Origin of the sequence: Nocardia colli (assembly GCF_008704205.1) — a bacterium.
GTDB lineage: Bacteria > Actinomycetota > Actinomycetes > Mycobacteriales > Mycobacteriaceae > Nocardia > Nocardia colli.
In genome coordinates, this window is sequence record NZ_VXLC01000051.1 from 26,916 (window position 1) to 42,966 (window position 16,051).

General features: G+C 61.1%; 9 protein-coding genes. 7 read left to right on the forward strand and 2 right to left on the reverse strand.

Features of this window, described 5'->3' with window-relative positions:
- The first annotated feature begins 545 nt into the window (after positions 1-545).
- Positions 546-2,870, forward strand: a complete 2,325-nt coding sequence (locus F3087_RS44915) for a helicase C-terminal domain-containing protein (protein ID WP_223885828.1) — start codon at positions 546-548, stop codon at positions 2,868-2,870.
- 295 nt (positions 2,871-3,165) lie between these two features.
- Here F3087_RS44915 and F3087_RS44920 read toward each other — a convergent pair whose 3' ends face one another.
- A complete protein-coding gene (locus tag F3087_RS44920) occupies positions 3,166-3,522 on the reverse strand; it encodes a hypothetical protein (RefSeq protein ID WP_150408328.1) in 357 nt (118 codons plus the stop codon).
- A gap of 430 nt (positions 3,523-3,952) precedes the next feature.
- Here F3087_RS44920 and F3087_RS44925 point away from each other — a divergent pair, with 430 nt between their 5' ends.
- Together F3087_RS44925 and F3087_RS44930 are read left to right on the forward strand one after the other, a co-directional pair.
- A complete protein-coding gene (locus F3087_RS44925) occupies positions 3,953-5,503 on the forward strand; it encodes an ATP-binding protein (RefSeq protein ID WP_150408329.1) in 1,551 nt (516 codons plus the stop codon).
- A gap of 68 nt (positions 5,504-5,571) precedes the next feature.
- A complete protein-coding gene (locus F3087_RS44930; RefSeq protein ID WP_191094469.1) occupies positions 5,572-7,068 on the forward strand; it encodes a tetratricopeptide repeat protein in 1,497 nt (498 codons plus the stop codon).
- A 398-nt stretch (positions 7,069-7,466) separates the two neighbouring features.
- Here the strand turns inward: F3087_RS44930 and F3087_RS44935 are convergent, their stop codons facing one another.
- Positions 7,467-8,477, reverse strand: coding sequence for a GAF domain-containing protein (locus tag F3087_RS44935; RefSeq protein WP_150408331.1), 1,011 nt, complete (start codon positions 8,475-8,477; stop codon positions 7,467-7,469).
- Positions 8,478-8,553: 76 nt separating this feature from the next.
- Between F3087_RS44935 and F3087_RS44940 the strand changes: the two genes are divergently transcribed.
- The 4 genes from F3087_RS44940 (at position 8,554) to F3087_RS44955 (ending at position 15,540) form a co-directional block, all read left to right on the forward strand.
- The gene (locus F3087_RS44940) at positions 8,554-9,735 is read left to right on the forward strand and encodes a cytochrome P450 family protein (RefSeq protein ID WP_150408332.1); all 1,182 of its coding nucleotides are present in this window, start codon (positions 8,554-8,556) and stop codon (positions 9,733-9,735) included.
- 589 nt (positions 9,736-10,324) lie between these two features.
- Positions 10,325-11,365, forward strand: a complete 1,041-nt coding sequence (locus F3087_RS44945; protein ID WP_223885832.1) for a GAF domain-containing protein — start codon at positions 10,325-10,327, stop codon at positions 11,363-11,365.
- Positions 11,366-12,529: 1,164 nt separating this feature from the next.
- Positions 12,530-14,356, forward strand: coding sequence for a cutinase family protein (locus tag F3087_RS44950; protein WP_191094471.1), 1,827 nt, complete (start codon positions 12,530-12,532; stop codon positions 14,354-14,356).
- The gene (locus F3087_RS44955) at positions 14,356-15,540 is read left to right on the forward strand and encodes a M23 family metallopeptidase (RefSeq protein WP_150408335.1); all 1,185 of its coding nucleotides are present in this window, start codon (positions 14,356-14,358) and stop codon (positions 15,538-15,540) included. The genes F3087_RS44950 and F3087_RS44955 overlap by 1 nt, the downstream gene beginning before the upstream one ends.
- Positions 15,541-16,051 lie beyond the last annotated feature (511 nt).

Below are 16,051 nucleotides of genomic sequence, written 5' to 3' on the forward strand. Positions count from 1 at the left end.
AAAATGTGCTGCACGGCAGACTCGCGGTATCTGCATGCCCCCGCAGACCCCCGTCCATCATGCTCCGCCACATACGCCCACCCGGGTCCAGATCGAGACATAGACATCCCACGCGGGTGAGTTGTCAAGCCGGGGTGGTCTCGCGGCTGCGGTAGTGGTCGGGCCAGGCGCTGTGTTCGTCCCAGGCGTGGTTGATGACCAGGCACCACCACATGCGAACGCCGGGCCAGCGGCCAGTGCCCGGGGCCGGGCGCCCACGACGGCCGGATCGCTACCCGGTCCCGGGCGAGATCACCGTAGTTTGCAGCAGGACTTCGTGAAAATACTGGAATCGAACGGCTAAGCTTGCCGTCCGTCAGGTTCGCTAGCGGGAGGTTGATGTGGACTTCGGAAAATTGCTCGCACAAGGCTCGGCACCGCTACCGACCGAACCTCGGGACCTGTACGAACAACTACCTGGAAAGATGCCAGGATACGGCTATCTCCGCGATGTTCAGGCCCAAGTCCTGACAGGGTGGCATGCTCGGCGAACCGAGCGTGATCTGGTGATTAAAGTGAATACCGGCGGAGGGAAAACGATTGATGGACTGGTTATCCTGCAAAGCTACCTCAACGAGGGCTTGGGTCCCGCGCTTTATGTAACCCCCGGCGGAGGCTACATGGAAACCCAACTGCTTGATGAAGCGCACAATCTCGGAATTGCAGTTGTAACCGACCCGGACGACGCGAAGTATCTTCGATCCGAGGCAATAGCCGTGGTGAACACGCACAAGCTATTCAACGGCAGGACGGTATTTTCAGAGAAACGCGTATCAGCGCCAATGGCGCCGATAGGATCAGTAGTAATCGACGATGCGCATGCGGCACTCTCAACCCTCCATCAAACGCTTTCTCTTAGCATCCCGTCTTCCAGCAACGTCTTCATCCCAGTAATTGATCTTTTCGAAGAGGATTTGAAGCAGCAGTCTGCCGACTCGTTGGCGGACATTCGGGAAGGGAACTACGAAAGCGCGCTGCTGAGCGTGCCTTTCTGGGCGATACGGCATAAGGCTGATCGTCTCCGTGAACTGCTTCGTTCTGAGGCGACCAAGTACGGATCATCGCTGTATTGGCCATGGCCCGCCGTTCAAGAAGTCCTGGCAATCTGTCGAATAGTTATAACTTCAAGAGAGATTGCAATCACTCCGCCGTGTCCGCCTATTGGGCATGTGACTGCGTTTTCTCAAGCAAAAAGAAGGATCTATCTCACCGCCACGCTCTCTGACGACAGCGTTCTAGTGACGGATTTCGGCGCCTTGCCTGAAAGTGTCGCGAAACCGATCACACCTCTAACTGCGGGCGATATAGGCGAGCGCATGATTCTCGCGCCCCAGGAGATTAACCCGGCGGTATCTGGTGACGAAATTCGAAAAGAAGTTGCCGCGTTGAGTCGGTCCTACAATACGGTGGTAGTCGTTCCTAGCGCGCCATCTCGATCCCGTTGGGCTGCCTATGCAGACGAAGCGCCGACTACCAATGAGCAAATCGTTGCGGTAGTTAAGAGGATGAAATCCGGCGTGCATGTAGGACTTGTGGTACTGACGAACCGATACGACGGCATTGATCTGCCCCAGGACGCATGTCGAGTTCTTGTGCTCGATGGACTACCGGGTTCATTCTCCGGCGACGAAAGACTTCAGTCGTTGCTTACCAGCCGAGAATCGGGGGTCGACGACCGACAAGTGCAGCGGATCGAACAAGGAATTGGGCGCGGGGTGCGCAGCAACGAAGATCATTGCGTGGTAATTCTTATCGGTCCGAGACTCGCGAAACTGACTATCGATCCTAGAACGTTGAAGCGGTTTAGTCCCGCGACTCAGGCTCAACTGGAATTATCGCGAACCGTCACGACAAGCATGGGAGCCAAACCTATCGGCGAAATAATGGATACTGCAAAACAGGCCCTGTCGCGTGATTCCGACTGGGTTCGACTGGCTAAGTCAAAGTTACACGGCATTGCGCCCCAGCCTGGCTTTGTCAGCCAATTCGCAGCTCCGCTCCGACATGCCTTTGACGCCGCCGTCATGGGAGGCTTCGTGACAGCCGCTAAGCTGCTTGCTGATGCAGTCGAGGCCGAGGATGACGTCAAACTGAAGGGATGGTTGCGTCAGCAACACGCCATTTACCTTGACCAAATAGACCCATCGCAAGCTCAGGACGTCCTCCGTGTTGCGCGAACGGAGAACACTCATACGCTCCGCCCGTTGTCGGCTTTAACCATCCGCACGATCGCAACCTCCGATGATCAGGCTGACACATGCGCGCGGAGGTTGACGACGATGTTTGCTTCTGGTTCGTCCGCGATTCGACTGGGTTTCGAAGAGATGCTGGACGATCTAAAGTTCGACCCGGCGCGAACGGAAGAATTTGAGGCCGCCTTGCTACAACTGGGCTTGGTCCTTGGTTTCGAATCCCAACGACCAGAAAATGAGATAGGTGAAGGTCCTGATAACCTTTGGTCGCTCGGCGAAGGTCAGTACTGGGTAATAGAAGCCAAGAGCGGTGCAACAAGTACAAAGATTGGAAAGCGCGATGCAGCGCAACTAGCAGTAGCTGAACTGTGGTTTAAGAAGCGATACGCTGACACGTGCACGGGGCTGCCCGTGATGATTCATCCCGCCAACACTCTGTACAAAGACGCGACTGCTCCAGTTGGAGCGAAGGCCCTCACTGAGGCGGGATTGAAGCAGCTTACGGATAACGTTCGAGCATTCAGCGTATCTGTCGCGGTGGTCGATCGCACGCGTAGTGAAGTTATAGGCCGGCTCTTGGCCGATCACAAACTCAACGCCAACGACTTGGCAAGCTACCTCGCGCCGATTCGAGGCTAATACTGCAACGGCACTCGGCCGGGGTAGTTTGCCTGGGTGGTGTGGATCTGGTTGCAGCGGAGCTGGATTGGCTGCAGGGGCGAATAGGTGGCCGGTTCACCCGTTGGGCGCGGCGAGGTGCCGCGGCCATCGGCAGGTGGCCAGTGCGCGTGTGAGGGTGTGGGTCACGTCCGGCGGTGCCGGAGTACTTGCCGCTGCACACCCGCGGACTGGGCACCTTCTCAGGAACCCGGTGTCGTCTACAACCAGCGCACCATACAGGCAGTCCAGCGCCCTCGCCACGTACGAGCACAGCCTATCCCGCAGGCCTGAATACCTGGCATTCGCGCACGTCACGCACGTTGGCGATGCTGAAAGACAGGCTCGGCCTCCGCGTCCGTCGGACAGCCTGGTCGCGGCCGATCGGCGCATCGCCCGCCGGGTCCGCAAGAACCGTGTCGGTTTCGTGGCGCAGGTCGCCGCCGGCCTGGATGAACAACGACCGACAGATGGTCTCGTGCGGCACGTAGCCCATATTGGCCTGGCGACTTCGGTGCAGCCACCCCGCGATCTGCTGCGGTGACCACCGCCTGGCTAACAGTGCAGAGACTAGGTTGCCTAAGCGCCGATCCTGCGCCAGCTTCGTGGGTTTCGGTCGCACCGCTCGCGCCACGCCCCCATGATATCGGCGCCGACCGCCGTTGCGAGTGACTTCGCGGGTGACCGTTGAGGGGCCCGTCCCAGAGAGCAGAGAGAGATTGAGTGTGGTCAAGACCGCGTATGCTGCCAGTGTGTGGCGACCGGGGGATACGTCTCGACCGAAGACCAGATCGCCTTCCAATGACAAGGAACAGCACGCGACGGCGGGGCCCCGGCAGGACCCCGCCACAGCGTTTGAGCAGATCACGCACGGCCAATGGATGCCGACTGATCTCGCGGGCCAGGACCTTCATCGCTTGGCCTGCACGCCACCGCTGCCAGACTTCATCGACGCCTGCTTCGGATTAGGCCGTTCCGGTCAACTCAGCACATCCCGGGTTCGTCCGACAATCAAGTGTTGCGCTGACCGATTGAGACCACTCTCGAAGAGTAAGGTCGTCTGAATGAGCGGGCGGATGGCGCTTGTGGTGGGGTCGGAGTGCGATGCGTTGCCGCGGCTCGGCTGTGTGGAGGAATTAGCCACCGCACTGTACTCCAAGTTGAATGAATTCGGAGGGTGGGAGTCGGCATGGAGTCGGCCGGGTCCGCTGTTGAGTCCATCTGCGACGGAGCTGATTTCGGCGCTGGAGGCAGCTTTCGCTGCTGCGGCAAAGTGCCAGGCGACGTTGTTGATCAGTTTCGTCGGTCATGGAGTTGCCACGGGTGCCGAGAACTACTATCTAATGGCGCGGGACTCGCGGTTCCCCCCAGCTTCTAGCCATGCCCTACATCTGGTTCAGGTTCTCAGTGAACAACTCGACCAGCATCGCGTCGATGGTCTAATCGTGCTGGTCGATGCGTGCGAGGCGCAAGATGGTGTCGTGGGCGCAACCCGCAGGTTGACCGATCGCGTCGATCTCGCCGCCCAGCGGATGGAGCTGCTCGTTGCATCAGGTCGGCACAGTGCCTACGACGGGTGCTTCACGCGGACCATGCTGGCGGTCTTCGAGCATGGTCTGCCGGCGCGCGGTGAGAATCTGCTGCCGGTGTATCTTTTGGATCCGCTTCAAACGGGATGCCCACTCCAGGTGCCCGGACACTTCGGTGTGGCTTACGGTGGTGACCCCGGCTTGTGGCTGGTGCCGAATATTTCCCGGCGTGATGACGCAGTGTGGAACCGCCCAATGGCGGGTCTGGTTGATGCGTTAACCGATGGGGTCATCGTGACCGATACTTTGCGACGGTGCGTGGTGGACGTATACAACACCACACATCTGCGGTTACGCGGCGTGATCGGTTTGGCTGGTTCAGGTAAATCGACGTTGTTGTCGCTGCTGATCCGTCCGAATGTTTTGGGTCGGGGTCATTTCACCGCCGACTATGTCGCGGCTGCAGCGTTCGTCTCGATAGCGACTTCGATGGAGTCGCTGAGCGAGGAACTATCCCAGCAGTTGTCACGCCGCATCCCGGGGTTCGCCCTTGCCGCGGAGGCCGCGCTAACGGAGGTTTCTCAAAGCGATGAGAACGATACGTTCGACGTGATGGTCATTGAGCCGTTGGCGAGAATCGACACCTTTGGACTGCCAGTCACGATCGTCATCGACGGGATAGACCAGGCCGAGACCGGCACGTTTAAGTTGATCGAATTTGCGATTGAGAAGTTGGTTCGTCGTGTTGATTTAGCGCATGTCAGGGTGATCGTCGGTGTACGGACTGGTCACGGAATCGAGAACCGCTCGGCGTTCTCCGAGATGTACCGAGTCCTCATACCGCCACCAACTGTCGAGGAGCTGGCTAAGGCTGTTGCGGCTGCTCACACGAGGGTCGTTGGTGATCAAGACCCGGCTGAATGGGTTCAGCGCGTGGAGCGGTTATTGAACAGTTCCGATGCTGGAGGATGGCTCCTTGCCCGGTTGTTGACGGAGCTTGACACCGAAACAGTGCTACACCTTCGGACTGGTGTCAGTGTAGGCGAACTGGTGACGCATCGTATCCGCCAGGTCATCCGACGGTGACGCGGGCGGCGGCACCTCCGCCAGTCCCAGCACTGTTAGCGGTACTAGCGGCGGCGGGATCGGGACCTGTGCTGCCAATAGAGGTGGTCGCTACTGCGCTGTCCGAGCTCGGCTGTCCACTTTCTTTTGGTGAAATACGGGACCAGGTCGTTCGTTTGGGCGCGTTGATTAGCCGTAGCGAACCTGGAACCAATGAAGAGTTGCTCGGTTTAGCGCACGCTGAATTCGTCAGACCTACCGTCAAAGAGGTCGAACGCTTCAAGTTCTCTATTTCAGACGCACATCGCGCAATCGCCGTCGCAATCGACACCATCACAAGCGAACGTGTGTACTCGTATGCCCGTGGTGCCGGAGTGCGCCACCATCTCGCATACGGCAATCCGGAAGCCGCTTTGCTGCTGATCATCGCCCTGCAAACAACACGGGCGGCAGACAACCGAGATACATGGGCATCATGTCTGCCACTCTTTGCCAGCACTCTCGGCGAAGACCATCCAGCAACGTTGATCGTCCGTATTTTCGCTGCGCGCTGGCGTGGGGAGAGTGGGGATGTAGGTGGTGCGGTCCGTGAACTGGAGGAGTTGCTCGCCGACCGAGTGCGGGTGTCGGGTGTCGATGATTCGGATACCCTTGCTACCCGTGCTCTCCTGGCCCGCTGGCGTGGCGAGAGTGGGGATGTAGGTGGTGCGGTCCGTGAACTGGAGGAGTTGCTCGCCGACCGAGTGCGGGTGTCGGGTGTCGATGATCCGGATACCCTTGCTACCCGTGCTCTCCTGGCCCGCTGGCGTGGCGAGAGTGGGGATGTAGGTGGTGCGATCCGTGAACTGGAGGAGTTGCTCGGCGACCAGATACGAGTTGTAGGTGCATACGATGACAGCACCCTTGCTGTCCGGAATAACCTGGCCTACTTGCGTGGGGGCAGTGGGGACGCCGCAGGCGCGGTCCGTGAATTTGAGCACCTCCTTATCGATCAGACGCGGGCAATCGGAGCGGATCATCCAAATACTCACGGTACTCGCAACAACCTAGCCGCTATACGCGGGGCGAGTGGGGACGTTTCGGGCGCTATCCGAGAATATGAGCAGCTGCTTGCAGATCGGTTACGAATTGTAGGCGCAGACGATCCCCTTACCCTCACCGTCCGCAACAATTTAGCCCGCTGGCGTGGGGAAAGCGGAGACACGGCAGGTGCTATCCACGAATTCGAGCAGCTGCTTACCGACCGTTTGCGAATTTCAGGTGCCAAACATCCCCATACTCTCGTTGTTCGGGCCACCTTGGCTCACTTGCATGGAGTGAGTGGCGATCCGGTGCGTGCAGTCCGTGAGTACGAGCAGTTGCTTGCGGACCAGGTCCGAGTGACCGGTGATGATCATCCCGCCACCCTAGTGATCCGCAACAATCTAGCGGGCTGGCGCGCAGAGAACGGAGATTTGGTGGGTGCGATCCAAGAATTTGAGCAGTTGCTTATCGACCGGTTGCGAATATTAGGTCCGCAACATCCAGATACCATCAATAACCGCATAAATCTAGCTCAACTTCAGCGCTTGCGGTTTAAGACCTGAGCGCGCGACGCAATCACGTTTACCTTGAGTAGAGCGGCCTTAAAATGGCAAGACGTTAGTCGGTGGTCATTCCAAACGCGCCGCGGCAGTAGCTTGAAGCGTCCAACGAAACTTGCGGCCTACGGCCCGCGCTCAACCTGCTGGTTAGCCCGGAAATCGGCAGAAGCGGGTGTCCACGAGACGCTTCGAGTCGAACGGTCGACGGCATAATGGGGCTCCAACCACTATGTCGACCGAGAAACGGCCGGTCGGGATAGTGTGCGGAGCGAGTGCCATCTAGACGATCGCACCTGCGGTGAAACCATGGCGGAGGGCGGAAGCTTAACAATGGACGGACCGGCGAGGTTGGTGACGGGCTGGCTATTGGCCGGGCGTCGGTGGCGCTGGTATAGGGTCACTCATGCCTTTCGGACCGTGAGGAGTGCCGCTGTGGTGGAGCGGTTGAGGACGATGAGTTTGGCGACGACGTCGAATGGTTTGTAGTCGCCGGATCTGGTGAGAAGGCGGATTCTGCCAAAAGCACGCCCACTGTCGAGGTCGTGCTGCATTCGCCGGACGATCGCACGGTCGTCTGGGTGTAGCTGTGGGCGGCCTTGACGTTTGATTTCGTCGTATTCCCAGGCGAGGTCGGGGCAGGGTTCGCCGTACCAGCGCAGCAGACGGAGGGGCCGAAGTTCGAAGATGGCGCGGTACTCTCCGGGTTCGGCGGTAGTCGCGGCGACCAGTTCTGCGAGCATGATCGGCGATTGAGGGTCGTCGCGCTGCTCGGCTGGTCCGAGGTCGTGGGAGATTCCGCGGAGTATGTGTTCAGGGGGACTGCCGGCGGGGGAGTCGGGCGGTGGTTCTGATGAGATCCGGACCGCGAAGTTGATGTCATGGCGTGTGCCATCAGGTCGCTTCTGCGGCCAGGTGGTTTGGTGGCGGGTGCCAGGTGCGGCGTTGATGACCTTGACCAGGGTTTCGGATGCGTCGCTGCCTGTTTCGAGAACGCTGAAGGCTTCGGCGATGGTCCATTCTCTGGGTTCGTGTTCCTCGGTGGAGCCTTCGGGTACAAGCCTTTTGCTGCGAGTCACTGTGCCTCGGGTCAGGTTCCAGACGAAGGCCCAGGCGCGGTTGTGTGGAGAGGCGAGCGTGTCCGTGACGTCGGCGGAGCGTAGCCACACGCCGTGGACCTGTCCCCAGTCGTTGCAGATCGGTTCGGCGATCGCGTGTTTGTCTCCGGGTAGATCGGTCTGTTGCTGGTCGGCGGACTTGCAGGCATGCGAGATGAGTGCGGCCAGAGCATGCTTCGCCTTGCTACGCTTGAAGAAAGTTTCGATCGGCACCATCGCTTTGACCGCGTCTCCTTGAGCGATCACCGATGGGGCGCGTTGATCCAGTGTTTCAATCAGCAACCAGCTGCTCGGCATAATTCGAAGATTAGCAGTTCTGCTAACTGGACGAATGGAATGAACCGTGCTACCTGCGTCAGCGGAGTGCATCTCATTGCCACGCAACTTCTTTCAGGATCCGTATGACTTCTATCGTGTACTGAATGAAAAAGGGTCGTTTCATCCGGTAGTTCTCGACAACGGTATGCGTGCGTGGCTGGTGACCGGATACGGTCTCGCGGTCGAGATGTTGCGAAATCCCGCATTGTGCAAGGACGCTCGCACGACCGCGGGGGTTGCTGCCCGCTCTGGCGCGGGCCGTTCCGGTGCGACGACCGTCAGCGGCGGGATCACCGCGCACATGCTCAACTCCGACCCGCCGCGGCACACGCGGCTGCGACGTATCGTGTCTTCTGCCTTCACGCCAATGCGTGTTGCGGCTTTGTGTCCGCGCGTCACCGAGATCACCGATGCCTTGCTGGACGAGATGTCACGCAGCGAGGCCGGTCGACTCGATCTGATTGAGGCGTACGCGGCACCGATTCCGATAACGGTTATCTGCGAGTTGCTCGGTGTTCCTGTGGCCGATCGTAAGGTGTTTCGAGCGTGGACGAACTCGGTCATCGACGTCGTCGCCGGCGACGCAGACGCGGTAGCGCGCGACAGCCGGCAGTTGGAGCAGTATCTTCGTGAGCTCGTCGATGAGCGTCGTCGCAGCCCACGTGACGACCTGATCTCGGCCTTGATCGCTGCAGGTGACGGGGACGAGCGGCTGTCTGACGCTGAGCTGGTGTCGACGGTTTTCCTGATCTTAGTAGCGGGTCACGAGACGACGGTCAATCTCATCGGGAACGCTGCACTGGCCGTCGCTGACGGCACGGTGTCCGCAGCTAGTGCGCTGGAATCTCCGGAGCGTCTGGTCGAAGAGACGTTGCGACACAATGGGCCGGTCAATGTCGCGACCCTGCGCTACGCGGCCGCGGACATCCCGGCTGGAACTCACACGATCGGCCGAGGCGAGGTGGTGCTCATCGCCTTGGCCGCCGCTGATCGAGACGAAGAGCGCTTCGCCTCTTCGGACGTTTTCGACCTCGATCGTGAAACCCGTGGTCACCTCGCGTTCGGTGGTGGCGTTCATCAGTGCCTGGGGGCGGCATTGGCGCGGATGGAAGGAACGATCGCGATCCGGCAACTGCTTACTCGATTCCCAAGCATGCGATCGGCTGAACCGATAGGGCCGTGGCGGGCGAGCATACTAATTCGTGGTCTGGACCGTCTCATGGTCACCTTGGAATGAGCACGTATTCAGGGCTTGGAATCTGAACTCAGGGTTCGAATATTCAGCAGATCCCACATGTCCGGTTCGTCCGATCCGGGGTTATCGGGGAGGGGTATTTTTCTGCAGCGTCTTGCTGTGAAATTCCTTGCGTCAGGTGGATTTCAGGGTTTATAACCGTAAGAGCAACGTTCCCGCAACCGGCGGGGTCCTGGCGCATCGATGTCGGTGCACCTTGTAGCGTTCGGCAAGTCGACGATCCGGAGCGTTATTACGCGGAGGATGTCGCTTCACAGCTGCACGGTATGCGCCATGACTACCTCGATCGAAAATCCTTCCAGCCCTTGTCGTGCGGTCGGCACGAACGATCCCCGCGTCGACGGTCGCGGGCCTCCTTTGACTACAGCACGTGGTGAGTACGTCGTGGTCGCGCAAGGCGCGGACAATCTTGCTACCCACCCGATGCCGACCGGGAGGTTATCCATCGGCGAAGCAGAGGAGGACGACATGCCTGCAGCAGATACGCAACGTTCAGCCGAGTTTCCTCTAGCGGAACGGGGGCGCGATGACGATGTCCGGCATCGGTAGGTCGTGCCCAACGCCTGGCGACATGCCGAAGCGGCTTCCGTCGGTGTCGAAGCGACGAAGGAAGCCGGCGCCATCCCAGTGGATAGTGGTCGAAACCTTGCGCGGGGCTTCACATCCAACGGTGATTGCCGACGGGACGTATCGACGCCGGTTCGCAAATCTGACGCGAGTGAGCATTGCCAGAACCGCATCGATGGTGCGGAGTCTCCCGGCGATCGTCGAGCAATGTGTCGCCACCGCTGATACCGAGGTGCGACTTGTACAGCTGCCCACCGGCGGGGCCGTCCGCCTCATGGCGCTGCCGGTGGAGGGGCCGAGGGGCGGCGTTTACGCGGTGCTCCTGTGTGCCGGTGCAGCGTCATGCGGAGCGCCGCGGCCGCTAGCGATCGGCACGCTCGAGTGGAACATCTGTACTGGCATCGCGAGGGCCGGTACGGTCGCGGAGCGCATGCTGGGCATTGCAGACGCAGGGGTGCATCGAGAACGCACTCTCGCTGATCTGATGTGCCGCTTCGAATGGTGGGAGGACCGGGCTGGCTTTCTTGCGCTGTTCGATCCAGTGGAGTCGGCGGCCGAGTGGACGGGATCTGCGACGATTCTGGCCGCCGGCGACCTTGGTAAGCGTCACGTCTATGTGGCTGCGAAGAGGTGTTGTTCAGCGGCGGAAAATGTCGTTCGCGCGGTGATTCACGATGTCACTGACCTGGAGCCACCGCCCAGATTTGATACCCACGCTGTTGCCCTTCGTCGTATACCGATCCAGGAAGGTCACGCGATCGGACTGACAGACGTAGGAAGCTGGCTGGTTCACGATTGGATCGCGATCGATGACACACCGCTGCGCCGATGGCGTCATGGATCCCCTGAGGTCCACGTGAGCGATCTGGAATCCATCGCGCGATGTCGAGCGGCTCTGCTGGCAGGCGCCGAAACTATCGGCTGCAGGGTTCGCGTGCGCTTCTCCGAGCATGAGCATTGGGACACAGTTTGGGCCGAATGGACGATTCTGTCCCGCTCCGATCGGCCGCAGGCAGTCTTCGACATAACCTGGAACCCTCGATGATCAGGCTGACGGCGGTCAATCTCTGAAATACTCTGTGCCGCAGAATAATAGAGCTTTCATCGCTGACAACTATTGCCGGTCTAGGCGATCTTAGGTATATTAGAATTTCTCCCATTCCTGGGGATGCCCGGCAACCGCCAATGCGGAACCGGATGACGGCCGGACGATTCTGACGCTCTTCCTGGCGTCGATTCACGCAGCACGCCGCATATTTCGCAGCGGCGAGAACTGCTGACCGGCTCGGCAACTCTGCGCTCGGCCAGAGAGTCAATGAACCTCCGGGTAGGGAAGTCTCGGGTCTCTTGGTGCTGGGCGGAGCAGGGGGTCGCTATGAACTACCTCTCGCGGCAAGGTGTTGCAGTCGTTGATCTACCTGATGCGGACTCGGAACATGCAGTGGTTCAACGTTATCGGCGGCGCCCCGTTGTCCTGCGGGACGCGGGACTCAGTGAGCGTTTGGAGCGGCTGTACGACGTGAAGGTCGACGACGACCGGCGTCTACGGCGACTGGTTCATGAACGTCGCCGACTGGAAGGTGACAGGGAGCGGTGGAGTGGTTGCGGCTTGCGCCAGCATCGAATCGCAAATCCAAGCGAGGAATGAATATTTCGGTGCCGTATTGCTGCGGACGGATGGCAAGTGAGCGGTTTCGTCCGGGGGCGGATGTGGCGAATTAAGCGGCTATTCGTGACTTTTCGACCGAGAACGGTTCGAGCGCGGATTGTGTGTGAGTTGGACCTGTGGAGGTGGTTGTATGCGTGATCTTCCAGTCGAAAGCCCGAACTGCATTCATGCGGAACGGGTTCTGCGTATCCGGGAAATCAGTGCACGGACAGGGGATTCACCGGATCGTATCCGTCATTTGCGGGTCGCTGGGCACGAGCTGTATTCGCGGGCTTGGAAATCGGGATCGGCAAAGAACTCTCCCCTGAAACTGGAAGCCTCGACAGTCGATGCCTGGGTGGCACGACAGAAGCGGCCGACCAGTCGGGAGACCTTGTGAGGTCGGCGGTTGGGTGTTCGGCGGGATCGTATCCAGCGAGACGGCTGCTGATCGCCGGAACTGTGGGCGCCCTTTGGCTCGGCGGTCTAACGGCTGGGGTAGGTGTGTCTGCCGGAAGCCCTTGGCAGGCTGAAGGATTGAATGCACCAGACTGCCCGGCGGTGGTCGGGATCTTCGTGCCAGGTACCTGGGAAACGAACGCGCGAGCGGACGAAACCCAGCCGGTCGGGCTGCTGGGGCCGGTCGCTACCCATCTATCGGAGCAGTTCGGCGACAAGTTCGCCTTCCGGTTTCCGGCCTATCCGGCTGCGGCGTTCGACGGGATGGCGTACGGGAACAGCAAAGTCGCAGGGCTTGCCGCGGCGCGACGGGTCGTCGAGGGGTTCGGGCAGCGCTGCGGCGCGACGAAGTTCGTGCTGGCCGGCTATTCGCAAGGTGCGGATGCGTTGGGTGATCTGGCCGCATCGATCGGCTGTTCGGGAGACCCCGTCAGCGCTGATCGGGTGTTGGCCGTGGGGTTGATCGCTGACCCGAGACAGGGGACTGACGGCGGTAAGCTGGTCGGTCCGCAAGTCGAAGGCGAGGGCATTGCGGGTCCGCGCCCGGGCGGGTTCTGCGCGTTGTCGGCCGTGACCGCCGAAATTTGTGCACAGCAAGATAAATACTGCGCAACCAACGCGTCGGCGAACCCCATCCTCGCAGGGCTGGGTCGGGTCCTGTCGCAACCGGTCGGCACCGCTGCAACGAAGGAAACTGACCACGCGACGGATCCAGCGTCGCAACTTATCCAGTCGCTTGTCACCGATGTCGGCGGCATCGACCTACCGCGTCTACAAAGTGCGATCGAGAAGATCGCCGCCGTCGCGGGGCGAGGACGGATCGATTCGAACGATGTCTCGGTGGCGGTGCACGACGTTCGGACGGCATTAGGGCCGCTCGGCGAATTGGCGTCGTGGGCGAAGGCGTACCCCGAGGCAGTGCCAGGACGGGCGAATGAGGCTGCGGGATCACCACAACGGGAGGTCGGCGAGATGGTCAGGGGACTGTCACAGTCGGACCTGCCGGCTGCGCTGGCGTCATTGTCCGAACTCGCCGGAACCACAGTGGGCGCACCGAGCAGCGACCGCGCGGCGGCGGCCGCGAGCAAGTTGGCTTCGGCAACTGCGCCGTTGACCGGGTCGGTGGGCACGTCCTCGCCGGAGACATTGGCGCAAGCATCGCGAGCGCTGGGCATCCTGAAGCCCTCAGTCGTGGTCGGTCAGGTGAGCAATGTGGCCACGAACGGGGTGAAGTTCGCGACGAACGTTCCTGCGATCGTGAAGGTGATCTCGCGGATCGGCGCGGTGGTCATGGAGCCGGACGACGTCGTGGCCAAGGTGACGCCTCTGCATGGCTTGTTCGGCGAGCTGAACACCCTGTTCAAGCCACTGGTGGTCCTGGCCGACGGCGTTGATCTGCGGACGGTGTCGCAGCTGGTCGCGATGATCCCGGATACCTCCGGCGCCGCGCAGGCCGCGTCGGTGCTTATTGGGCTCTTGGACAATTTGAACGTTGTCGCGCTGGCCCGTCAGGTCGGGCGGTTGCAGGAGGATTTGTGGGGCCTTGCCGAGTCGATCGCTAAGGGCGGCAACCCGATAGAAGTCGGGACACGGTTGGTCGGACTGGCTCCGACGATGCTCGGGTTCGTGAGCCTGGCGGTCGACACGCTGGCCGGCACCGAGAGTCACAGCGACGCACCCGCGCCGACAGCACCGAACGGTGCCAGGGGCTTGAGCGCGGTGGCGCAGCAGGTGAGCGACAGCGTCACCGGGCAAGGGGGAGACGCCCTTGCTCAGCTGACCTCTGACGGGATGACCGCGGCGAACTTCTTTGCCTCGGGCGTTCATCAGGGCTATGAGCACTATCTCGTCGATGGGCAACGCAATGCCGTTGACTGGCTGACAGATTTGTTTGCCGCTCGTATCCGCATCGTCGCGGGGGTGGTGTGATGACCGCCCCGTTGATCGGGCTGCTCGGCGTCGGCAGTGTGGCGCTGGTAGCTGCCATCGCGTTCATGCTCGGGTCAGGAGACCGCAAGCCGCCGAATCCGAACTGCCTGCCCGACATTCCCCGCACATATCAGCCGATATCGAAGGGAGAGGTTGTAATGCCGCTGGCAGAAGGCACCTACACGGTGTCCTCGTTGTTCGGATTGCGCGACGGCGCAGCGCATAAGGGTGTCGACTTCGCCGCCCCGTCGGGGACACCGATCCTTGCGTCCACCGCCGGCCGAGTGGCCGCGGCTGGCCCCGCTGACGGGTTCGGGCATTGGATCATCATCGACACCGTCTACGGCGGCGCTCCGCTCTCGACGGTGTACGGGCACATGGGCGCCGGTGGCGTCTTCGTCAGGACCGGCGACGAAGTACACGCTGGACAACCGATCGGCGCTGTCGGCAGCGACGGTGAATCCAGTGGCCCCCACCTGCATTTCGAGGTCGTACCCGGCGGGCGGCTGCAAGGTGGGCAACAGATCGACCCGATCCCGTGGCTCGAGCAGGCGACCAAGTCATCGACCAGCGCGCAGGTGGTGCCGGTAGCGGATTCGGCTGCATCGGGTGGTTCCCGCCGGAGTTCACGCGCTCGGTGGCAACCGGGACCGGCCACAGCGATGGTCGGGTGCGATCCGAGACCCGCTGTGGTGGAGGGGGTTTCGATTCGGTCGGGTTCTGTGCCCGGTGAGTACGAACCTTGGATCAGGAAGGCTGCGGGTACGTGCGCCGAGGTGTCGGCGCCGCTGGTGGCAGCGCAGTTGCGTCAGGAATCGGGATTCAACCGGTTCGCCGGCTCTCCGGCCGGTGCGCAGGGCCCGGCGCAGTTCATGCCGGAGACCTGGAACCGGCACGGGATCGACGGTGATGGGGACGGGCGCATCGACATCTACTCGATCCCCGACGCGGTGATGTCGCAGGCAGCCTATGACTGTGAACTGGTCGGGATCGCCAAAGACGCTGTAGCGGAAGGGAAGTTGCACGGTGAGCTGACCGAGTTGTGGTTGAGCATGTACAACTGCGGGCCCGATTACACCCTCAATCAGGGCGGGGTATGCCCGAACGCGGAAACGCTCGGTTATGTGAAAGCCATTCCGCGCCTGGCCGCCGAGTACGCCGCCGCCGGGAGTGAGCGCCGATGAGCGGCCCGAGCACCCGGGGGCAGGGTAGTCCAAACGCGACGGCGGCCGATCAGCAGAACAGCGAGCCGGCACTGGACGAGAGCAGTGTTACTGCCGTTGATACCGAAGCGGAGTACACCGCCGAGCGGCCGGTGGACTTGCGGCGACAACGACTTCGCCGGCCACCGCCGGAGGAAAGCGCAGGCGGAGGCCTTGACGGGCCGACCGAGCGGGACCCCGAAACACCGGCGGAGTCGAACGATCCGTATGGGGTCGGGGAATCGAACTTGGCACCGATACCGCCGTCCGCACACGATGTCGCGGCTGCACGGGAGATTCGGTTGTCGATGCTACTTCGCCCTGCACCAGCGGCGGAAACCGATCCGGCTCAGTGGGGGTGGCGCGGCATCGTCAACCGTGCCGGGTTGCGGCTCAGGCCCGCCCGATCGAGCCCAGAAGTTGCATATCGGGTTGCGGTGGAACGGATCCGGCAGCCGCTACCCGGTACACCGGTGATCACGGTGGCCAACCC

Excerpts from the sequence above, each read along its gene's own strand:
- F3087_RS44925 (WP_150408329.1), top strand. The coding sequence starts at position 3,953 with ATGAGCGGGCGGATGGCGCTTGTGGTGGGGTCGGAGTGCGATGCGTTG.
- F3087_RS44935 (WP_150408331.1), bottom strand. The coding sequence starts at position 8,477 with ATGCCGAGCAGCTGGTTGCTGATTGAAACACTGGATCAACGCGCCCCA.
- F3087_RS44945 (WP_223885832.1), top strand. The coding sequence starts at position 10,325 with ATGCCGAAGCGGCTTCCGTCGGTGTCGAAGCGACGAAGGAAGCCGGCG.
- F3087_RS44955 (WP_150408335.1), top strand. The coding sequence starts at position 14,356 with ATGACCGCCCCGTTGATCGGGCTGCTCGGCGTCGGCAGTGTGGCGCTG.